15 protein-coding genes are annotated in these 21,141 nt (G+C 70.7%); 8 read left to right on the plus strand and 7 right to left on the minus strand.

The features are described 5' to 3' along the window. The first annotated feature begins 128 nt into the window (after positions 1–128). A complete protein-coding gene (locus tag ACTWLT_RS07925; RefSeq protein WP_252416908.1) occupies positions 129–1,370 on the plus strand; it encodes a DUF8462 domain-containing protein in 1,242 nt (413 codons plus the stop codon). A gap of 33 nt (positions 1,371–1,403) precedes the next feature. Here the strand turns inward: ACTWLT_RS07925 and ACTWLT_RS07930 are convergent, their stop codons facing one another. After that, entirely contained in the window at positions 1,404–1,952 is a 549-nt protein-coding gene (locus ACTWLT_RS07930; protein ID WP_252417146.1) for a GNAT family N-acetyltransferase, read from the minus strand. Between the two features lie 134 nt (positions 1,953–2,086). Here ACTWLT_RS07930 and ACTWLT_RS07935 point away from each other — a divergent pair, with 134 nt between their 5' ends. Continuing rightward, positions 2,087–2,632: a DoxX family protein gene (locus ACTWLT_RS07935; RefSeq protein WP_445317730.1), complete on the plus strand. Its 546-nt coding sequence runs from the start codon at positions 2,087–2,089 to the stop codon at positions 2,630–2,632. Between the two features lie 218 nt (positions 2,633–2,850). Beyond that, positions 2,851–4,296 carry a glycosyltransferase 87 family protein gene (locus tag ACTWLT_RS07940; protein ID WP_445317731.1) on the plus strand — a complete coding sequence of 482 codons (1,446 nt, stop codon included), beginning with the start codon at positions 2,851–2,853 and terminating at the stop codon, positions 4,294–4,296. A gap of 5 nt (positions 4,297–4,301) precedes the next feature. Here ACTWLT_RS07940 and ACTWLT_RS07945 read toward each other — a convergent pair whose 3' ends face one another. The 5 genes from ACTWLT_RS07945 to ACTWLT_RS07965 all read right to left on the minus strand — a co-directional run bounded on the left by ACTWLT_RS07945 (position 4,302) and on the right by ACTWLT_RS07965 (position 10,413). Then, positions 4,302–4,730 (minus strand): molybdenum cofactor biosynthesis protein MoaE, encoded by a 429-nt coding sequence (locus ACTWLT_RS07945; protein ID WP_445317732.1) that lies wholly within the window; start codon positions 4,728–4,730, stop codon positions 4,302–4,304. Beyond that, the gene (locus ACTWLT_RS07950) at positions 4,727–5,983 is read right to left on the minus strand and encodes a molybdopterin molybdotransferase MoeA (protein ID WP_445317733.1); all 1,257 of its coding nucleotides are present in this window, start codon (positions 5,981–5,983) and stop codon (positions 4,727–4,729) included. The genes ACTWLT_RS07945 and ACTWLT_RS07950 overlap by 4 nt, the downstream gene beginning before the upstream one ends. Positions 5,984–6,083: 100 nt before the next feature. After that, entirely contained in the window at positions 6,084–6,554 is a 471-nt protein-coding gene (locus tag ACTWLT_RS07955; RefSeq protein ID WP_445317734.1) for a MogA/MoaB family molybdenum cofactor biosynthesis protein, read from the minus strand. Continuing rightward, positions 6,551–7,042, minus strand: coding sequence for a cyclic pyranopterin monophosphate synthase MoaC (gene moaC, locus ACTWLT_RS07960; protein WP_445317735.1), 492 nt, complete (start codon positions 7,040–7,042; stop codon positions 6,551–6,553). Before moaC ends, ACTWLT_RS07955 begins: the two co-directional genes overlap by 4 nt. A gap of 266 nt (positions 7,043–7,308) precedes the next feature. Next, a complete protein-coding gene (locus tag ACTWLT_RS07965) occupies positions 7,309–10,413 on the minus strand; it encodes an AfsR/SARP family transcriptional regulator (protein WP_445317736.1) in 3,105 nt (1,034 codons plus the stop codon). Positions 10,414–11,098: 685 nt separating this feature from the next. On the opposite strand from ACTWLT_RS07965, the gene ACTWLT_RS07970 reads away from it, so the two are divergent. From ACTWLT_RS07970 to ACTWLT_RS07990, 5 genes are all read left to right on the plus strand, one after another. Next, positions 11,099–13,627: a putative bifunctional diguanylate cyclase/phosphodiesterase gene (locus tag ACTWLT_RS07970; protein WP_445317737.1), complete on the plus strand. Its 2,529-nt coding sequence runs from the start codon at positions 11,099–11,101 to the stop codon at positions 13,625–13,627. 42 nt (positions 13,628–13,669) lie between these two features. Next, positions 13,670–15,022: a glycosyltransferase 87 family protein gene (locus tag ACTWLT_RS07975; RefSeq protein ID WP_445317847.1), complete on the plus strand. Its 1,353-nt coding sequence runs from the start codon at positions 13,670–13,672 to the stop codon at positions 15,020–15,022. A 41-nt stretch (positions 15,023–15,063) separates the two neighbouring features. After that, entirely contained in the window at positions 15,064–15,696 is a 633-nt protein-coding gene (locus tag ACTWLT_RS07980) for a phosphoribosyltransferase (RefSeq protein ID WP_445317738.1), read from the plus strand. A gap of 19 nt (positions 15,697–15,715) precedes the next feature. Next, positions 15,716–16,108 carry a TFIIB-type zinc ribbon-containing protein gene (locus ACTWLT_RS07985; RefSeq protein WP_252416918.1) on the plus strand — a complete coding sequence of 131 codons (393 nt, stop codon included), beginning with the start codon at positions 15,716–15,718 and terminating at the stop codon, positions 16,106–16,108. 103 nt (positions 16,109–16,211) lie between these two features. After that, the gene (locus ACTWLT_RS07990) at positions 16,212–16,889 is read left to right on the plus strand and encodes a maleylpyruvate isomerase N-terminal domain-containing protein (protein WP_445317739.1); all 678 of its coding nucleotides are present in this window, start codon (positions 16,212–16,214) and stop codon (positions 16,887–16,889) included. 13 nt (positions 16,890–16,902) lie between these two features. On the opposite strand, the gene ACTWLT_RS07995 is transcribed toward ACTWLT_RS07990, so the two are convergent. Next, positions 16,903–21,117 (minus strand): replicative DNA helicase, encoded by a 4,215-nt coding sequence (locus ACTWLT_RS07995; protein ID WP_445317740.1) that lies wholly within the window; start codon positions 21,115–21,117, stop codon positions 16,903–16,905. Positions 21,118–21,141 lie beyond the last annotated feature (24 nt).

Here is a 21,141-nt window from a genome sequence, read left to right on the forward strand (position 1 = left end):
AGCCAAAACTAGGGCTGTCTAGCGTGGACGCTAGATAGCCCTAGTTTGTTGTCGACGAGACCGACACGCCGTAGCCCCATCTATCCATATCTAGCCTCGCCGCTAGATGGCCCGATACTGTGCGATGCGTGGATCCGGTCCGCAACCCGTACGCCCCGGGCGCCGGCCAGCGCCCGCCCGAACTCGCCGGGCGGGGGCGGGAGCTGGACGTCTTCGACATCGTGCTGGAGCGCATCGCCCGCGGTCGCCCCGAACGCAGCCTCATGCTCACCGGGCTGCGCGGCGTCGGCAAGACCGTCCTCCTCAACACCCTCCGGTCGCAGGCGATCAGCCGGCTCTGGGGCAGCGGCAAGATCGAGGCGCGGCCGGACCAGTCGCTGCGCCGCCCGGTTGCCGCCGCGCTGCACATGGCGGTCCGGGAGCTCGCCCCCCGACACCGGGCACCCGACCGGATCGATGCTTTCCTGGGGGTCCTGAAGGCGTTCGCCCAACGGTCCGCTCCGACGGGCCGTGCCGGCACCGCATCGAAGCTGCGCGACCGGTGGCAGCCAGGGATCGACGTACCCGCGGCCAGTGGTCGGGCCGACTCCGGTGACATCGAGATCGACCTGGTCGAGCTGCTCAGCGACGCCGCCGCCGTGGCCAGTGACGTGGGCACCGGCATCGCCATCTTCATCGACGAAATGCAGGACCTCGGCCCGGAGGACGTGTCGGCGCTCTGCGCCGCCTGCCACGAGCTGTCCCAGCTCGGCGCGCCGCTCATCGTCGTGGGCGCGGGCCTGCCGCACCTGCCGGCCGTGCTCAGCGCCGCGAAGTCGTACTCCGAGCGGCTCTTCCGCTACCAGCGCATCGACCGGCTCGACCGGATCGCCGCCGACCAGGCGCTCTGCGCGCCGGCCGAGCGCGAGGAGGTGGAGTACGAGCAGAAGGCGCTCGACCTGCTCTACGAGAAGTCCGGCGGGTATCCCTACTTCGTCCAGGCGTACGGCAAGGCCACCTGGGACCATGCTCCGCGCTCGCCGATCACCGCGGCCGACGTCCGGGTCGCCGCACCGGAGGCGGAGGCCGAGCTGGCGGTCGGTTTCTTCGGCTCCCGGTTCGAGCGGGCCACACCCGCAGAGCGGGAGTACATGCGGGCGATGGCGACGCTGTCCCTGGTGGAGGGCGAGTCGGGGGGTGTGGTCCGGGACGACATGGACGCCGCGGTGCCCACCGCGGAGATCGCCCGGGCTCTCGGTCGTAAGCCGGCCAGCCTGTCCCCGGCCCGGGACGCCCTGATCAAGAAGGGGCTGATCTACTCGGGTGAGCGGGGCACGGTGGCTTTCACCGTCCCGCACTTCGGCCGGTACCTGCGCACCCAGCCGGCCTGAGCGGGCACCGGGGATCGCGTCGGGTCGGCGCGGTCAGACGTGGGACCAGGGCGCCGGAAAGATGACCTCGCCGCGCGGCGGCGGCCCCTCCTCGCTGGTGGACGGCGGCAGCACCAGCGCCTGCCAGGGCTCACCGAGACCCGCCCACGGGCTGGTCAGCCCCAGGTCACTGGCCGGCGCGAAGCCGAACCGGCGGTAGAAGGCGGGATCACCGAGGACAACGACCAGTCGCTCGCCCAGCTCGGTCCCGGCGTCCAGAGCGGCCTGTACCACCGCGGTGCCGTGCCCGACCCGCTGTCGGTGCGGCGCGACCGCCACCGGCCCGAACGCGAGGGCCGGCACGTCGGCACCCCGCTCCGGTCGCACCCGTACCCGGGTGAGCAGGGCGTACCCGACCACCTCGCCGCCGTACTCGGCGACCATGGCCAGCTCGGGCAGCCAGGCATCGGTGCCCCGCAGCGCGTCGACGAGGCCCACCTCCGGCGGTGTGGCCACGTCCGGCCGGGCGAACGCCGCAGCCAGCACCCGACGTACCGGGCCGGCGTCGGCCGGGTCCTCGGGTCGTAGCCGCAGCGTGGTCACCCGCGCGACGTTACCCGTCACGGCCGGTCCATCAGCGATGGTCGCTCGAATCGGCGTGGCGCATGTGCACGGCCGCCGATCCGGATCCGCCGGTTGCCGGGGTAGCAAACCCCGCGACGGGGTATGACTGATCCATGACGCCCGTACGCTCTCTAGCCCGCGCCATGCTGAGCGGCATCTTCGTGGTCAGCGGGTACCGCAACTTCCGCAACCCGGACCGTCTGGCGGCGACGGCCCAGCCGGTGACGGACAAGGTCGCCCCGCTCCTGCAGAAGGCACACCCGAGCTTCCCCACCGACACCAAGACCCTTATCCGGCTCAACGCCGCTGTGCAGGTCAGCGCCGGCCTGATGCTGGCCACCGGGCGGTTCAGCCGACCGGCCGCACTGGTTCTCGCCGGTACGCTGGTGCCGGTGACCATCGCCGGGCATCCCTTCTGGAACAACGACGACCCGATCGCACGCAACAACAACCAGGTCCACGTCCTGAAGAACCTCGGCCTCTTCGGCGGCCTGCTGCTCGCCGCGGCGGACACCGGGGGCAAGCCGGGTCTGCGTTGGCGGACGGGTCATCGCATCGGCCACTCTCGACGTTCCGTGCAGCGCGCCGTCCGTACCGCCCGTCGGGACGCCCGGATCGCCGTCCGGTCCGCCGCCACCGCTCGTCGACTCCCGGGCTGACCTGCGTCGATGCCCCCCTGCGCCGCCCCCACCCCCCGCTAAGGCCGCGAATTACCTGAACCACCCGGTAGGCGTTAACGCGGTGGAAATGTCAAAAACATGTGTGGGATCGGACACGGTCGCATAACGCGGGAGGCACTGACGTGAGGCGCCGTTCTAGGCTCCGTGCAGGACCTGGACGGGTAGGACGACGACCTTGGTATGGGGGTGGCCACGCCATGCCGACGACCGTCGGTAGACGGGCGGACCGCCTCGCCCCGATCCAACGCGTGACGCGTGGGATCGATCGCAGGAATGTCGTACGGGGTGCCATCGTGGCCGCCGTCGCGTACGCCGCATGGCTCGCCATCGGTGCGTTCGGACGGCCGTACAACTTCTTCGACATGAAGATCTACCACGGCGCGGTCGTGTGGTGGGCGAGCGGCCATGAGCTGTACGAGTTCATCGCACCGGGCACCACCCTCGGCTTCACCTACCCGCCGTTCGCCGGCCTGGTCATGCTGCCGATGGCGCAGTTGCCGATCGAAGCGGCCGGAATGGTCAACGCCCTCGCCAGCATCGCCGCGTTGGCGCTGGTGCTGGCCGGGCTGCTCCGCCCCATCGTGGACCGGCTGGCCTGGCCTCTGTGGTTCACCGTGGCCGTGGCGGTGCCCCTCGCGGTCGCCATCGAGCCGGCTCGGGAAACGCTCGGCTACGGGCAGGTCAACATCCTGCTGTTCGCGCTGATCATGGCCGACCTGATCGGGCTGCGCTGGCGCTCCCGCCGGGGCACCCACTACGCCGCGACCGACGGCCCCCTGCTGCGCTTCATCTACGGCGGCGCCTGGGCCGGCGCCGGCATCGGCCTGGCCACCGCGGTCAAGCTCACCCCGGCGCTGTTCATCGCCTACCTGCTCATCACCCGCCAGTGGCGGGTGGCGGCCACCGCGATCGGCACCACGATCGGCGTGACGGTGGCGACGTTCGCGATCGTCGGCGACGAGTCACGGGCGTACTTCGGCGGCGTGCTCTGGCAGACCGAGCGCGTCGGCGCGGCCGACATGACGCCGAATCAGTCGCTCGCCGGTCTGCTGGCCCGGCTGTACGACTCGATCGAGACGCCTGGTCTGCTCTGGCTCTCCTTCTCGGTGCTGATCCTGGCGCTGGGCCTGTCCCGGGCGGCAAGCTCGCGCGCCGACGGTGACGAGCTGACCGCGTTCACGCTGGTGGGTCTGACCGCCAACGTGATCAGCCCGATCTCCTGGACGCACCACCTGGTCTGGGTCATCCCGGCGATCATCGTGCTGGCTGACGCCGCGGTGCGCCGACGGGAGGCGAGTCGGGGCCTGGCGTTGCGCACCGGCCCGGGGCCCACGTTCGGCGGGCTGCCGGGGCTCAACGCGCTCCGACCGCCGATCTGGTACCCGACACTGACCGGGCTCCGACACGGCGTCGCCGCGGTCGGGCTCTACCTGCTCTTCCTGATCTCCCCGATCTGGCCGTACGAGCACCAACTGCCGGAGATGTCGCACTACCAGGACGGTCTGTTCGGCGCCCTGATGGAGAACTCGCTCGCACTCGCGCTGATCGTGCTGGTTGCCGCGCTGCCCTGGCGTCCGGGTGCCGAGCCGGCGTTCTACGGCGATCGGCTCGCCCGGGCAGTGGTGGGCAACGGCCGCCGCTGAGGCGGTCAGGGGCAGTTGACCCATTCCTCGGTGCCGTCGGCGAAGACCTGCCGCTTCCAGATCGGCAGTCGCGCCTTGGCCTCGTCCACGAGCCGGGCGCACGCCGCGAAGGCCGCCGCGCGGTGCGCGGTGCTCACCGCGGCCACGAGCGCCACCTCACCGATCGACAGTGGGCCGACACGGTGCGAGACAGCCACCGCGTAGACGTCGGGCTCGGCCGCGATCTCGGCGGCCACCTCGCGGAGCACCTGCTCGGCGCTCGGGTGCCCTTCGTACTCCAGGCTCACCACCGGACGGCCGTGGTCGTGGTCGCGGACCACGCCCTGGAAGGAGACCACCGCGCCGGCCCGACGGTCGGCAACGGCCGCCTCGTGCGCGGCCAGGTCGAGCGGCCGGTCCGTGACCTCGCCGAAGGTGGTCGCCGGAGCGGTCATGACGCCCGCTCCCCGGGCAGCAACGGCAGTGGCACGATCGGCACCCGGTCACCCGGCTCCCCGCTGGTGCCCGGTCGAATGACCGCGAACCCGTCCGCCCCGGCCAGCCCACGCAGCATCGCCGAGCCGACGTGCCGCACCGGGGACGCCGTGCCGGCGGCCCTGTCCAGGCGGACCAGCGCCAGATGGGTGTGGTTGCCGCGACCGGGCACCGCCTCGGCCAGCGTGACCTGCGGCAGCACCGGCATCGCGCGGCCCTGGAGGCCGGCGAGAAGTGGGGCGACCAGCGACACCAGCGCGACGATGGCGGACTGCGGGTTGCCAGGGAGCCCGGCGACGAACCGGACCCGCCCGTCGGGGTCGACGATCCGGGCCAGCAGCATCGGGAAACCGGGCCGCACCGCCACCGTGTTGACCACGTAGTCGGCGCCGAGCGCCTCCAGGGTCGGGTGCAGGTGGTCGACGGGGCCGTTCATCGTGCCACCGGTGGTGCAGACCAGGTCGGCGGTGGCGAGCGCCGCGCGCAGGGCCGCCACGTGGGCGGGCAACGTGTCGGCCACCGGGCCGACCACGTCGGAGGGACGGACCTGGCAGCCGTAGCGGCGCAGCCACGCGGGCACCGCCGGACCCAGCGCATCGCGGACCCGGCCGGCCGCGGGCGGGCCGGCGGTGAGCAGTTCGTCGCCGAAGATCAGCAGCGCGGCACGCGGCGCCCGCCGCACCCGCAGCACGTCGTGCCCGCAGGAAGCCGCCAGACCGATCACCGCCGGGTCGACCGGCGTGCCGGCCGGCAGCAGCTCCTCGTCGGCGTACGCCTCCTCGCCGGGCTGCCGCCACTCCGGCGCTTCCCGGGGGGTGCCGCTGACCAGGCCGTCGACGATGGCGGACTCCTCGACGCGCAGCACGGCGGTCGCACCCTCGGGGACCATCGCGCCGGTGGCGATCTCCACGGTCGTGTCGTCCTCGGTGAGCGGTGCCGGGGTGTTGCCGGCCAGCACCCGGCCGACCACACGCCACGGGCCGGCGCCGCGAACGGCCCAGCCGTCCACGCTGGAGGTCGGGAAGGCTGGCAGGTCGGTGCGGGTGGTCAACGGCTCGGCCAGGGTCAGCCCGTCGGCGTCGACCAGCGGCCGGGCGACGGCGGGAAGCGCGGCGGCCAGGCCCACCGCGTAGACCCGGGACCGGGCTTCCTCCCACCCGGCCGGCGGGGGCGCGGCGACCCGGTCCGCGGTTGGTGCGGTTTCCGTGCTCACCCGCCGAGCCTATCGGGGCGGACCGACACCTGCCGGGCCTGAACGCGGACCGGTCCGTGGTCTCCGCCACGAACCGGTCGGTGGTGCCGACCTGGACCGGTCAGTGGTCTCCGCCGCGAAGCTGGTCGACGGTGTGCGCGAGGATCGGCCCGAGCACGGCCAGCCCGTCGCGGGCGCCACCGGTCGAGCCGGGCAGGTTGACCACCAGCATCCGGCCGGCCACCCCCGCCAGGCCCCGGGAGAGCACCGAGGTGGGCACCCGGTCGCGGCTGTACGAGCGGATCGCCTCGGCGATGCCCGGGACCTCGTAATCCAGCAGCGCCCGGGTCACGTCCGGCGTCCGGTCCGACGGGGTGACACCGGTGCCCCCGCTGGTCAGCACCACGTCGACGCCGTCGGCGAGTGCGGCCTCCAGGGCCGTGCCGACCGGGGCACCGTCGGGCACCACCACCGGCTCGTCGACCTGGCAGCCCAGCTCGCGCAGACCGGCGACGAGGAGCGGGCCGCTCGTGTCGGCGTATACGCCGGCCGCGGCCCGGTTGGAAGCGACGATCACCCGGGCCCGGATCACGGCCGGTCCTCCGGCCGGACCCACTCGCCGGTCTTGCCGCCCTCCTTGCGCAACACCCGGACCGCCTCCACGGAGGCAGCCGGGTCGACCGCCTTGACCATGTCGACCAGGGCGAGACCGGCGACCGCGACCGCGGTGAGCGCCTCCATCTCCACTCCCGTCCGGTCCGCCGTGCGGGCGGTGGCGGTGATCTCCACGCTGTCGGCGGTCAACCGCAGGTCGACCGTGACGCCGTGCAGGGCGATCGGGTGGCAGAGCGGGATCAGCTCCGGCGTGCGCTTGGCACCCATGATGCCGGCCAACCGGCCGACCGCCAGCGCGTCACCCTTGGGCAAACCGTCGCGGTGCAGCAGGTCGATGACCTCGGGCGTGGTCCGTAGCCGGCCCGCCGCGACTGCCAGCCGACCGGTCACCGCCTTGGCGGAGACGTCGACCATGCGGGCCGCGCCGGAGCGGTCGACGTGGCTGAGCTGCGGGGGTTCGGTCACGGTCGTGAGCCTATCGGTGCGGTACGACGTCCCGGCGGACGGAAGGAGCGGCGCCACAGTGCCGGCCACGCCGAGTGCTGTCGGCGCGGCGGCGGTGCGCCGCTCCTCCCTCACCAACCCGCCACCGAAGTCGCTGGGGGGACCTGGCAGCGGGCGTGTGTCGGCGACCCGGTTCTGCCCAGGGGCAGAACCTCCCCCGTTCGCCGATACGGCCGAGAGGCTACCGGGCTCGGCGATAAGAAATCGATAAGCGACGTTCGGGCAGGTCAACGCCCCGCGTCAATCGCGGTGTCACCCAGTTCGGCGAGGCGGCGCTCGGCCTCGAAGCGCTCTGGCACGCCCATCCGACGGAAGATCGCCAGCGCTCGCTCCCAGTGCCGTCGCGCCTCGGCCGCGTCGACGCGCGTGAGATGTTCGGCGAGGCCGACCAGGGCCCGGCCCTGCTCGTGCGGATGTGAGATCCGGGTGGCCAACCGCAACGCCGCCTGGTGCATCTCGAACGCCTCTTCCTCCCGCCCCCTGGCCCGCAGGGTGCGGCCGAGCTCGTTCAACGCCGCCGCCTCGACGTGCCGTTCCCCCGAAGCGACCGCCAGTCGCCGGGCCACCTCGTGCTCCTGCTCGGCCTCGGCGAGACGACCGAGACCCCGATAGGCGATCCCGAGGTCGTTGCGCACCTCGGCTTCGGCGTACCGGTGGCCGGTCCGGTCACGCAGCGCCAACGAGGCGTTGAGGATGCGGATCGCCTGGGGAAGGTCACCCATCCGCGCCCGTACCGTACCGATATGGCTGAGGGCGTTGAGGATGTGGAAGTCGTCGGAGTTCGCCCGCGCCCAGCTCAGGTGCAGGCGATGCATCCGCAAAGCCTCCTCGTAACGTCCCAACGACGTCAGGGCTATGCCGAGGTTGGGCAGCACCATCGGCGTCTCGACGTGGCCGTAACCCTTGTAGTCACGCAGGCTCTCCAGACCGACCGTCACCGCCTCGGTCAGGTTGCCGCTCCACCAGTAGACCGCGGCGAGGTTGGCGCGGTACCGCGCCGTGTTCAATCGGTCCCGCGAGTTGCGCGAGAGTGAGACGGCACGGGTCAGGTGGTCGAGCGCTCCGCGATTGTCGCCGGTCCGTACGTAGGCGGAGGCCAGGTAGTTGTTCATCAGGGCCATCGCGTCGACGTCCCCGGTGGCCTCCGCTGCGGCGAGCGCGTGACGGTGGGTCAGGATGATGTCCTCGAAGTAACCGCGGATGTAACAGAACCGCCAGAGGGCGCGGGCCAGTCGCCAGGAGTGCTGCGGAAAGTCGGACTGCTGCGCCGAGACCACCATTGTCACCAGGTCCGCCCGCTCCGCCTCCAACCAGTCGACAGTCCGTTCGCCGAGGGCCTCAATCAGTTCCGGTCGCACGGAAGGGGTGGAAGGGATCTGGGATTTGATGACGCCGGGTTCCAGTAACTCGGCGACTCGCAGAGCCGCCTCCAGCGTGAAGTCGAAGAGATGACCCAGGGCCATCCTCCGATCGGCCGGGGAATCGGAGCGGGAGCAGAGCTCGACACAGTACTGGCGGACCAGGTCGTGCAGCTTGTATCGCCTGGAGTCCAGGTCCTCCACCAGGTTCCGGTCGACGAGTTCGTCGAGAGCAGCCTCAGCTTCGGCCACAGTCAGGCCGGTGAGCGCGGCGACGGCCGACGGGCTGAACCGGGTGCCGGGATGCAGACCCAGAAAGCGGAAGACTCGCTTTATCGACCCTGGGAGCGGCTCGTAGGAAGCGGCGAAGGCACCGGCCACGGTGCTCTCCTCCCGGGCCAGATGTCGCAGCGCTGGCGTACCACCGGCCAACTGTTCGGCGAGGTCCGCCAACCGCCAGCCTCGCCGGTGGGCCAGCCGGGCTCCAGCCAGCCGGATCGCCAGTGGGAGATGGCCGCACTGTCGGGTCACCTCGGCTGCCGCCTCGGGCTCGGCCTCGACCCGGGCCCGTCCCACGCTGAAGGCCAGCAGATCCACACTTTCCTGCGCTGTCATGACCGGCAGCGTCTGCGAAGGCCCTACATCCGGGTGGGAGAGTCGTCGTCGTGACGTCACGAGCACGACGGTGGTCGGCTCGGTCGGTAGGAGGGGCGCGAACTGGTCGCTGCTCGCGGCGTTGTCGAGCACGATCACGGATCTCCTGCGCGCGAGCTCACGCCGCCACAGTTCGACTCTGGCGTCGAACTCGATCGGAACCCGCTCGGCCGGTACGTCGAGCTGACGAAGAAGTGTGAGCAGGGCGGTGGAGGGCTCCACCGGGCTCCTCTCACCATGCCCACACAGGTCGACGTACAACGTGGCATCCGGATACTGCTCCGACAACCGGCGCGCCAGGTGCACGGCCAGGGTCGTTTTGCCGCTGCCCGCCATGCCGTCGATGACGTGCACGGCCGGGACCCGATCCTCGACCCGCCGCGTCTCCGACAGCAGCCGCGACATCACGTCCTCCCGACCGACGAAGTCGGTCACCGCCCGGGGGAGGTGATCCACCGGATCGGGTCGACGTGGCCCGTCGGACACCGGAAGACCAGCTAGAGCGGTTGCGGCCTGGGCGGGAAGTTCATCCCGTGCGGCCGGCCGGGACACGACGCTGTTCAACGAACGCCGAGGCGGAGTCACCGCGACAATTGAGCGGTGGAGATCCTGGATGTCGGCGCCCGGGTCAACGCCCAGGTCCGCCTTCAGCTTCCCCCGGGCCTCACCGTACGCGGCGAGCGCGCCCGCATGATCACCGCGCTCGTAGAGGGCCCGCATGAGAAGGGCGTACGCCGGCTCGCGCAGAGGGTGACGCGCGATCACCTCCCGCAGCAGCGGGATCGCCAGGTCGTCCCGTCCCGACCTCAGCTGTACATCGGCGAGGAGTTCCACGGCCAACAGCCGCTCCTCTTCGGCGGCCGCGGTGCGTGCGGCGAGCACGGGTCCGAGGGAGATGCCAGCGAGCATCGGCCCCTGCCACCGCGCCACGGCCCGCCCGAGCAGTTCGACGGCGTGGCCCGGGCGGCCGGCCATCAGGGCCTCCCGACCCGCGTTGTGCTCCATCTCGAAACGGAATATGTCGATCAGTTCCGGCCTGAGGACGAGCCGGTAACCCGTTTGCTGCCGGACGATCACTCCTCGCCCTGACTCGAACGTCTCGAAGGTCCGGCGCAGATTGGCGGCGTAGGTACGCACATTTGCAACAGCAGAGCGTGGAGGGCCATCAGGCCACAACTCGTCGACCAGGTCGTTCATCGTCACCAGTTGACCGGGTTGCACTGCGAGCATCGCGAAAACGGCCTGCTGTTTGGGTGTACCAAGGTGCAGCTTGCGCGCGGGCAGTTGCGCCGAGAGGCCGCCCAGAAGTTGAATCTCCACCCGTCCCCCTGCTCCAGCGGGGTATTCAATCGATCACCCAACGAAGCTTACGGGCACGGTACGTAACGGGACGGAGGCAACCTGCGGAGCGGTCGTCAACGGCAAGGGCCTCCTGGCGGCGACCCTGGCCAGCGCGGCGGAACATGCCTGCTGCAGGTTGCGACGTTCTCGCCTAAGAGCGACCTGCAGGGTGGCGCACCGGGGGTCCGAGGGGTAATTGGTCACGCCTCAACGGCATTGGAGACCTACAACGGGCCCAACCGGTTGTTACCTCTGGCCGAACTCCAGATGATGCGGTGGGCGAGAAGCGGTCAGACTCGAGAGAATAGGGCTGGCGTAACCCATCGGAATCAACCTATGGCGGTGAGCAACGGCACCTGGCATAGAAGTTCCGAACATCCACAGTGCGCTCAGGACTGCGGACAGAACGTCACAAACTACCGCCTAGTTGGCTAATGTTGCGCATAGAGACATATGACAACCTGTACCGGCGCATATCTCCACTAGGCTACCCCCGTCAGCAAGTCGTGCATTAATGGCGAATCAATCGTTTGCCACTAATGCCTCAGTGCCCGGGAGGTAGTCATGCGCGGCAACGAGTGGATGTGACAACGAGCGGGCCTGCCGCTGGCCCACAGTCGTGCGCTACGGTGCCAGGAGCGAACCGGGCACCCTCGGGAGCGGCATGCCTTCCCAAGCGCAACACGACCAGGAAGATCATCGACGGCTGACCCAGATCATTGGCGTCATCGTCGCTGCAGCTGCGGCGGTCTGTGCGCTGTCCCTGGCGGCGACCATTTCCGACCCCCCGGCAACCGTCAACGAGGTTGCCACTGTCATAGCACTCACCTCCATGATCGCCGTTGCCACCATGGTGAAGGCAAGGGTGCGAATTCGATCGACCACCCACTCGATCACTTGGAATGAGGCGGCGATCGTCGTCGGTGTGGCAATCGCGCCGGCGTCCTGGGTCGTACTGTGCACGGCAGCCGGGGTAGCGGTGGCTTTCGCGGCCCTGCGTCTACCGGCGATCAAGATGGCGTTCAGCATCGGAAAGAACGCCCTCGTGGCCACCGGTGCCGGAATGACCCTGGTGGCACTGGACTGGGCCTGGCCACCCTCAAAGATCATGGAACTTGTAGGCCCGGTAGCCCTCGCATACCTGGCCGCCACGCTGCTCGACGAGATCATCGCCATCCCGGTCATCGCAATCGCTTCCGGTAGCAGCGTCCGCCAGCAGTTCCGCGCCAACTGGGACCTGCGGGGCGTCGGTGTGGCGCTGCGATTCCTCGTCGCCGTCTGCACCCTGCTCCTCCTCCGGGCGGACCCACGCCTCCTGGTGGCCGTTCCGCCACTCGTGCTCAGCCTGCACCTCGCCTACTCAACGAGAATTCGTTCCAGGACCGAGCAGCAGGCGTGGCAGCGCCTCGCCCGCACCACCGACGCGCTCAACGTCGTGGACCTCGACAACGTCCTCACCACCGCCGTCACCCAGGCCGCCGAGCTGTTCTCGGCCGACGAGGTCGAGATCGAGCTGCGCGACGGCGGCCGCACCGTACGTGGCGGCACCGGCGGCCTCACCTTCGACGGCCCGACCGGCACGCCCACCGACGTGGACGGCACCATCGTCCCCGCTCCCCTGGAGGGGCATGACCGCTCCGTCGACGTGGGCGTCCTGCGGCTGCGGTTCCGCGGCCCGGTGCAGCTGTCCGAGCGGGAGCAGTACACCCTGCGTACCTTCGCCTCCGCCCTCTGCACGGCGGTCCGGAACGCCCAGGCGTACGCCGAGCTGGCCCGGGTGGCCGACGAGCACGCGTACGCCGCCGCGCACGACGCGCTGACCGGCCTGGCCAATCGTCGGCACCTGCTCGACGAGGGCACCGAGCAGTTGAGCGCCCGGCACGCCGACGGGGTGACCGCGCTGGTGCTGATCGACCTCAACCACTTCAAGGAGGTCAACGACACGCTCGGGCACGCCGCCGGCGACCAGGTGCTGGTGCAGGTCGCCGAACGGCTGCGAGGCGCCGCCCAGGGTGGTGACCTGGTGGCCCGCCTCGGCGGTGACGAGTTCGCCGTACTCCTGCGCGGGCTGCCGGCCCCGGCGGTGGCCGCGCACCGGGCGGAGACGCTGCTCGCCGCGCTGCACGAGCCGTTCGAGCTCGACGGCATGCGGATCAGCGTCGAGGCCAGCGGCGGCATCTCCGTCGCCCCGGCCAGCGGCGGCATGGCCGAGCTGCTGCGTCGCGCCGACGTGGCGATGTACCAGGCCAAGCGCGCCGGGCAACGGATCTCCACGTACGCCCCGACCCGTGACACGGCCGACCTGAGCCGCCTCACCCTCGGCGGTGACCTGCCGCGGGCGGTCGCCGACCACGAGTTCGTCGTCAACTTCCAACCGATCGTCGACCTGGGCACCGGCGAGGTGACCAGCGCGGAGGCGCTGGCCCGCTGGCACCACCCCACCCACGGCATGATCGATCCGCTGCGTTTCCTCGAGGCGGTGGAGCGCTCGGGCCTGCTACCGGCCTTCGCCGAGGCGATCCTCGACCAGGCGTTGATCGCGGCTGCCGGCTGGCGCGACGCCGGCTTCGACGTACCGGTCGCGGTCAACGTGTCCCCGCGCAGCCTGCTCGACGCGCGGTTCCCCGGCTCGGTGCTGGCCCGCCTGCGCGCCCACGACCTGCCGCCGGACCGGCTGGTGCTCGAGTTGACCGAGACGCTGACGCTCAGCCAACTCGACGTGGTCGACCGGGTGTTGAGCCGGCTGCGCGACGAGGGCGTCCGGCTGGCGCTCGACGACTTCGGCACCGGCTACTCCTCGCTCTCCCTGCTCTCCCGCATCCCGGTCCACGAGCTGAAGATCGACCGCAGCTTCGTGACGACGATGGAGAGCTCGGCGGAGGCCGCCGCCGTCATCCGCTCCACCCTCGACCTGGGCCGCAGCCTCGACCTCGACGTGGTGGCCGAGGGAGTGGAGAGTGAGCCGCAGCGCCGTGCCCTCTGGGAGTTGGGTTGCGCCGCCGGCCAGGGCCACCTGTTCGCCCGACCGATGCCCGCCGGCGCCCTGCTCGCGGCGCTGCAACGCGGCTCGGGCGGCCGGCCGGGCACCCTCGCGCCGCCGCTGCACGACGCCGGCGCGGTGATCCGGCTGAGCCAGACCCGCCGCCAGGGCGGGCGTACCCGCCCCGACCGCCTTCCGCACCTCCCCGCCTGACCCGGCGGCCCGTCAGCGGGGTCTGCCAGACTGGCGCGCGTGATGGCCGACGACCAGACCGCCCGCCACCGTCGCTGGCGGACGCTCGACACCGCCGCCGGCGGGCTCGCCCTCGACCTCGGCCTGTACGCCGTCTCGGCCATCTTCGCCGCGATCACCGCGGTCACCTCGACGTTGCTGCCGCACCGGGCCTGGGGCACGGTCGCCGCAGTCGGCTACCTGGTCGCGACGCTGGCCGTGGTCGTCCAACTGTCGCTGCGGCGCCGCACTCCGGCCTCCCGGCTGGTCGGCCTGCCGGGTCGGTGGGCGGTCACCGGGTTCACCTGGGCGAGCACCGCGCTGCTGCCCGTGCTCTGGCAGAGCATCGAGCGGTCCGCCGGACGCACCGATCGGGCCCAGGAGGAGGTGCTGGTGGTGGAGCATTCCGGCGCCCGCCTGCTGGAGCACGGCACGCCGTACCTCGGCCCCGACGCGATTGCCGCCCTGCCGCCCGGCGAGCAACTGCTCGGCTACACCCCGTACCAGCCCGGCATGGCGATGTTCGGCCTGCCCAGGGCACTCGTCGACGCCTGGTGGACCGACGCCCGGGTCTGGTTCGCCGTGGGCACCGCGCTGGCGCTCGCCCTTGCGGTGGCCGCCCTACGCGGGGCGCCGGCAAGCGCCCGGCCCGCTTCTCCGGCCACACCCGCCGATACGGATGACCGGCGGGACGCCGCGCTGCTGCGGGGCGTGCAGGCGGCCACCGTCCTGCCGATCTGCGCGCTCACCCTCGCCACCGGCGGCGACGACCTCCCCGTACTCGCGCTCTGCCTGCTGGCCCTCGCGCTCGCCGCCGCCGGCCGACCCGGCCGGGCCGGCCTCGCGGTCGGGCTGGCCGGCGCGCTGAAGCTGTTCGCCTGGCCGGTCGCCCTGGTCCTGATCGTCTGGGGGCTGACCCGACGGGCCGGCGGCCGGGTCGCCGCCGGCGCGATCGGGTTGCCCGTGGCGGCGCTGCTGCCCGCTCTGCTGGTCGACCGCGACGCACTGACCGAGAACGTGCTGCGCTTCCCACTCGGCCACGGCCTGGTCACCAGCCCCGCACAGTCCCCGTTCCCGGGCTACCTGATCGCCAACGCGCTGCCCGCCGGCCGGCTGATCGCCGCCGCGCTGCTGGTCGCGGCCGGCCTGGCCATCGCCGTCCGGCTCGCCCGCCGCCCGCCTCGCACCGCCGTCGCCACCGCAGTGATCTGCGGGTACGGGCTGCTCGTCGCGATCGCCCTCATGCCCTCGACCCGGTTCGGCTACCTGTTGTACCCGCTGGCCCTGCTCACCTGGGCTCCCGCCCTGCACCGGGAGGCCGACACGTCGACCGTCGCGATGCCCGGCCACCTGGCCGGTCGGGCCAGTTCGGCGTAACTGCCGGGCGGAACGGCCCGGCAGGGCGTAGACCTGAAGGCATGACCACATACCGCGACCGGGCAGAGGCGGGCCGGGTGCTCGCCGAGCGACTCACCGCACTCATCGGCGAACCGGACGTCGTCGTCCTCGGCCTGGTCCGCGGCGGCGTACCGGTGGCCCGGGTCGTCGCCGAACGACTCGGCGCGCCACTGGACGTGCTGGTGGTTCGCAAGCTCGGCATGCCGTGGGCCCGGGAGGTCGCCTTCGGTGCGCTCGGCCCCGGAGGTGTGCAGGTGCTCAACGACGCGGTGGCCAGCCGACTCAGCAGCGACGACATCGCCGAGGTCAGCCAGCGGGAGCAGACCGAGTTGGAGCGCCGGGAGCGCCTCTACCGGGGCGGTCGCCCACCGCTGGACCTCACCGGACGGACCGCGGTGATCGTCGACGACGGGCTGGCCACCGGAGCCACCGCCCGAGCCTCCGTGGAGGTCGCTCGCCACCTCGGGGCGCGCCGGGTGGTGGTCGCCGTCCCGGTGGGTGCGCAGGAGGCGTTCGAGCTACTGGCCGCCGAGGCGGACCAGGTCGTCTGCGCCCAGCGCCCGGCCGATTTCGGCGCGGTGAGCGTCTACTACGAGGACTTCCACGAGGTGTCCGACGACGAGGTGATCGAGTCGCTAACCGCGACCGCGTGACTCGACCGGGTACCTTCGGATGATGAGTCTCACCTGTCCCAAGTGTCACGGAGAAATGCGTCAGTACGAGCGCAGCGGCGTCGTCATCGACCAGTGCGGGGAGTGCCGAGGCATCTTCCTCGACCGCGGCGAGCTGGAGAAGCTGTTCGAGGCGGAGGCCAACTGGAGCCGCCAGCAGGCCGGCGGCGCGCCGCCCCAGCCCGCCCAGCAGCCGGGCGGCTACCCGCCACCCCACGCTCCGGCCCAGCACCAGCCCGGCTACGGCGCTGTCCCCCCGCCGCCGCCCCCGCCCGCCCACGGCTACCCGCCGGCCCCCGCGTACGGCGGTCACGGCCAGCAGCAGCACCACGGCTACCACGGGCACTACCGGCAGAAGAAGCGCAAGGGCTTCCTCGACGAGATGTTCGGCTGAGCCCGGACCGACATCCCGCCCGGGCCGATCCACGCGTCGGCCCGGGCGTATCGCCCACCGCCACCGGTTGGCGGGCGGGAGGGTCCGTGCGAGGCTGCATCGCATGACCGCGATCCGACCGGACGAGGCGCTGGCACAGGCGTACGACGGGATCACCGCGGTGGTTGACGGCCGCGACGACGCGGACCTGCAACGTCCAACCCGGTGCCGGGGCTGGCTCGTCGCGGACCTGCTCTTCCATGTGCTCGGCGACGCGCAACGGGCCCTGGTCGCCCTGGCCACCCCCGCCGCCGGCCCCGCCGACGTGGACGACGTGACCTACTGGCGCGGTTTCCCCGCCGGCGGTGATGACGACGCCCGTCACGCCTGGTGGGTCCGCCGGTCTGCCGCCGCCTTCGACCGGCCGACAGGGATCGTGCGGCTCTGGGCGGAGACCGCACCGGCTGCGGTCCGGGCGGCCAGGGCAGCGGACCAGGCGGGGTACGTGGCCACGCAGGGGCACGTGCTGCGCGTACCGGATTTCCTCGCGACCCTGACCACCGAGGCTGTCGTGCACCACCTGGACCTGACGCCGGAGCTGCCCGGCGCGCCGCCGCCCGGGCCACTGGCGGTACGGGTCGCGGTGGCCGCCATGGACGGGCTGCTGAGCGACGACACGGTTCGGCCCACCGGCTGGGACGACCACGAGTTCCTGCTGAAGGCCACCGGGCGGCTCCCGCTCACCGATCGGGATCGGCTGGAGCTGGGCGAGTCGGCGGGTTGGTTTCCGCTGCTCGGTTGAGCGTGCCCGCCGGTCAGACGATGGCCATGTCGACGAAGCGGGACAGGTGCAGCTGGGCCGCGACGGTCACCGTGTCGGTGGGGCCGTTCCGATGCTTGGCAACAATGAAATCGGCCTCTCCGGCGCGCGGCGACTCCTTGTCGTAGTAGTCGTCGCGGTGCAGCAGGATCACGACGTCGGCGTCCTGTTCGATCGAGTTGTGGGTGGCGATGCCGTTGGCGATGAAATTGTGCTTCCCCAACACGGTCGCGTCGAACACCTCTTGCTCACCGATCGACTCGATGGAGACGATCGAGTCCCAGAAGATGTCGTTGGTCGCGTGCAGGTCCAGGTCGGCCGCGTCGAGGACGGTGGCAATCGCCGCTAGGCGGGAGCGGCTGGGCGCTCGCTCCCAGAGGGTGCTGCCGCAAAACTGGGTGCCCATGGCCTTTGCGAACTCACGTTGGGTCATTCCCTGCTCGACCAGGATCTCCTTGACCCTGGTCCACACCTCGCGCGGAACGGTGTCGACGTTGGTGTTGCTCTGGGTCGACTCGAGTGCGGCGAGCAGAGCCACGCATCCGTCCGACCGCTGCCCGTGGACGCCGATCTCGCGCAGAAACCTCAGCTGGTCGTCGCGGCCGGAGATGTCGAGCGTGTACTGCGGCCGGCGTTCCGCCACCGGGACGGTCTTGAGCCGGGCCGTGATGCCGTACCTGAGAAGCAGCCGGGAGATGTCCTCGAGCATCCTTCGGCTCGTGGACGCGAAGTAGACGCGCCCGCCCCCGCCTGAACGATTCACGGTCACCGAGCCGTCCGTGGCCCACAGATGCCGCAGGAAGATGGTGATCTGCTCCTTGGGCAGGCTGAAGACGGCCGAGGGGAGGAACTTCTCATGCGATCGCAGACCGAAGAGGCCCAGGTCATCCAGCCACGCTGCGATTGGATTGCGCCGACCGCGGGCCAGTCGATATGGGGCAGGCAGCCGGAGAGTCGTCACCCTCGCAGACGCATATTCGTCTCGGACGGCAGAGATCCCGAAGTGCTTCGCCGCTTCCGCTACGGCCTGAAGGTTCAGCTCGTCTCGGCTTGCATACCGGATGGGTTGACGCCGCACGAACGAGCCGTCGCCCAGCAGGTGCGCCAACATGATCACCTCCGCTTCGGCCCACGGCCGGGTGGCCATCGGCGGCGGTAGGTGGCGTGGTGTGGCGACGCGATCTCCTGGCGACAGTTCACCGAGGGGTACCCACCCGGTGAACGCGAGGAAGGGGTGGTTTGCCGTGGCGTCGATCTGCTTGCCCGATGCGAGTGTCAGCCGGAACACCTCGCGGTTGCCGCTCGGAAAGACGTGGGTCATGGTGCGGGGGGTGTAGCGCAGGCTCTCATCCAGCGCCCAGACCGGGATGTCCTTTGCGCTGTTGGCCAACAGCTCGCCGAGGGTGATCTCGGTGTTGTCGTCCGCCCGTACGACTCGCGTCTCCGCGGTGAGGCACCCAGATTCACGCAGGTCGGAGAGCTGGGGCCGCTTGTCGGTGCGCTGCTCGGGGCCACGGTTCAGCTGACTGACCGCGATCACCGGGCACTCGACCTCCTTGGCCAGCAGCTTCAGGCCACGGGAGAGGTCCGCGACCTCCTGCTGCCGGCTCTCGGTGCGCTTCGGCGAGGTCATCAACTGGAGGTAGTCGACCACGATCATCTTGAGGTCGTGCCGCTGCTTGAGCCGGCGGGCCTTGGCCCGGATCTCCATCAGGTTCATGCTCGGCGTGTCGTCGACGAAGAGTGGCGCCTCGCTGATCTCACCCATGCACCGGGCCAGCTTGGTCCAGTCGTCGTCGGAGAGCTGCCCGCTGCGCAGCACGTGCAGTGGCACCCGCGCCTCGGCGGAGAGCAGTCGCATGACGATCTCGACCTTGCTCATTTCCAGCGAGAAGATGGCCGCCGCCTGGTTGGCACGGATAGCGGCATTTCGGGCAAAGTCCATACTTGCCGTGCTGTTGTGGGTAGGAATCATCGCCCGGCTGGCCAGATAGAGATGTTCGGGGTTGTCGACCGTGACGCACCGGACCGGAACGCTCGGCACCGGGCGAACATCGACGATGAACCGCGAGGTCGTCCGGACATCAGAGGCGGTGCGCCGGCGTCCGGCGTGCGCATCCTGCTTCCGCTTGAGCCGGAAGACAACGTCCGGGGTGGAGAAGTTCAGCGTGTACGCGGTTGACGACTCGGGAGTGCGACCGCGCACCGCCTTCATGTTGACAGTGCAGCGGTAGCCGAGGCTGACAATCAGCTCGCGCACGTCCTCCGCCAGCCGCTTGGAGGTCGATGTGTACTGGAGGTTACCCATAGGCGCGACGGTGCCGTCGGTGTCCATGAGACCAGCCAGCAACGCTCGACGCTGGGCTTCGGAGGCGCGCAGGTAGACGCCGGGAATGTGTTTGTCCGCCGCCACCCCGATCTGACGCAGCAGCCCGAGGAAAGAACCGTTCTGGTCGTGGCAGCGAGCACACCGCCTGGTCTCTGGATTCTCTCGCAGTGCACGGGTGGACGTACCGCAGTCCCGGCAGACGCCGGACGTCCGAGCAGCGGAGTCGGGCTGCAGCAGGATGCTGTAGACCATCGGCCCACTTGGCCGAACGACGAAACCATCCGCCTCGACCTGGGTGATCATTTCAGGATCTGCGGTGGTGAAGCGACTGGCGCCGGTGTGGCCGTCACCGAGCCATGCTCCCAGCGTGTAGGGCGGGACCAGCAACTCACGGGTCGGCAGATGAAGGGGGGCGCTGTTACGTACGGCGTGGTTGAGCCGCCCCTCGGCGGTGTCAGTGCGCAGAGTGGCAGCGATCTCAGCAGTGGTGACAACACCGTCGTGGTCGGCTCGACTATTGGCGTTTACCTCCCGCTCGGCGCGTTCAAGAAGGGCGGTCAGAAGCGGAGCGGCCGGATAGCCGGGAGCGGTCCAGTTGCGCTCCTTGCCGTAACGGACGACGGGGCGGCTGATCCGCCCGGTCGAACCAACCTCACGGGCAACGGTATGCAGGACATGCCGGAACTCCGGCCCGACTTGCTCGATCGTGTCGAAAAGCGTGATCGGCTGATTCCCCATGGCACTGAGACTTTTGTGCGCGGAGCGCACCTTGGCCAGCGACGGCTCGGACCAGTGCCGCCTCTGCCGCGCCGGTCCCTGCCGCCGGCTCGCCCGGCTGGTGGTCTTCCAGAGGTGCTCCGCGTCCGCAACGATGACGGTGCCGTCGGAGAACTCGACCTCGTAGCAGGGACGGTCATGCATGACGTCGAAGGCATGTGTGACCGTGGTCGGAGTACCGTCCGCCGCCAGTAGCTGATCGCCCACCCTGACCTCGCCCATGGTGGTCCAGCCGTCCGGGGTCGGCAGTGGGGTGTCGAGCGCGAGCGCCTTACCCAAACCCGGCCTGCCGGCCACGATGATGAGCTGCCCGGCGTGTAGGCCGTTGAGCAGCCGGTCCAGGTCGGTGAAGCCGGTCGGGACGCCGGTCATCATCCCGCCCTGCGCGCCCACCGCCTCGATCTCGTCCAGCGTCGGCTGCAACATGTCGGCCAGGACCGCGAAGTCCTCGCTGACCCGGCGTTCGGTGACGTCGTAGACGGCCTGCTGGGCGAGGTCCACGACGTCGTCGACGTCGCGGCTGCCACCGTTGGCCGTGCCGTAACCGAGCTGCACGATCTTGGTGCCGGCCTCGACCAGCCGGCGCAGCACCGCCCGCTCGCTGACGATCCGCGCGTAGTACGCGGCGTTCGCGGCGGTGGGCACGCTGGCGATGAGCGTGTGCAGGTACGGCGCGCCGCCGATGCGGGCCAGGTCACCCGAGTCGGTCAGGGCCGCCGCCACCGTGATCGGGTCTGCCGGCTCACCCCGGCCGTAGATGTCCAGGATGATGTCGAAGATGGTGGCGTGCACCGGCCGGTAGAAGTCGTTGGTCTTGAGGATCTCGACGACGTCGGCGATGGCGTCCTTGGAGAGCAGCATGCCACCGAGGACGCACTGCTCGGCCGCGACATCCTGCGGTGGGGTCTTGTCGAACTGGCCATCTCGCTGCGCGGGCGGCTGGCCGCCGGAGCGTTGCTCCGCCCGCATGTCGTCGGTGACCGACACGGGTCCCCCCTCCACTGCGCCGGATCCGGTCCCAGCTGTATCGCCGGGGTACGACATTTCCGTCCGACCGGGCCGGTCGATCGGGGGCCATCGCGCCGGCGGTCGAGGGCCAACCATACGGATGCCGAGGTCAGCGACTCA

Source organism: Micromonospora yongxingensis (assembly GCF_052601155.1).

Bases quoted from the DNA above. Each gene is read 5' to 3' on its own strand.
- ACTWLT_RS07935 (WP_445317730.1), top strand. From the start codon at position 2,087: ATGACGCCCGTACGCTCTCTAGCCCGCGCCATGCTGAGCGGCATCTTC.
- ACTWLT_RS07940 (WP_445317731.1), top strand. From the start codon at position 2,851: ATGCCGACGACCGTCGGTAGACGGGCGGACCGCCTCGCCCCGATCCAA.
- ACTWLT_RS07945 (WP_445317732.1), bottom strand. From the start codon at position 4,730: ATGACCGCTCCGGCGACCACCTTCGGCGAGGTCACGGACCGGCCGCTC.
- ACTWLT_RS07970 (WP_445317737.1), top strand. From the start codon at position 11,099: ATGCCTTCCCAAGCGCAACACGACCAGGAAGATCATCGACGGCTGACC.
- ACTWLT_RS07975 (WP_445317847.1), top strand. From the start codon at position 13,670: ATGGCCGACGACCAGACCGCCCGCCACCGTCGCTGGCGGACGCTCGAC.
- ACTWLT_RS07980 (WP_445317738.1), top strand. From the start codon at position 15,064: ATGACCACATACCGCGACCGGGCAGAGGCGGGCCGGGTGCTCGCCGAG.
- ACTWLT_RS07985 (WP_252416918.1), top strand. From the start codon at position 15,716: ATGATGAGTCTCACCTGTCCCAAGTGTCACGGAGAAATGCGTCAGTAC.
- ACTWLT_RS07990 (WP_445317739.1), top strand. From the start codon at position 16,212: ATGACCGCGATCCGACCGGACGAGGCGCTGGCACAGGCGTACGACGGG.
- ACTWLT_RS07995 (WP_445317740.1), bottom strand. From the start codon at position 21,117: ATGGTTGGCCCTCGACCGCCGGCGCGATGGCCCCCGATCGACCGGCCC.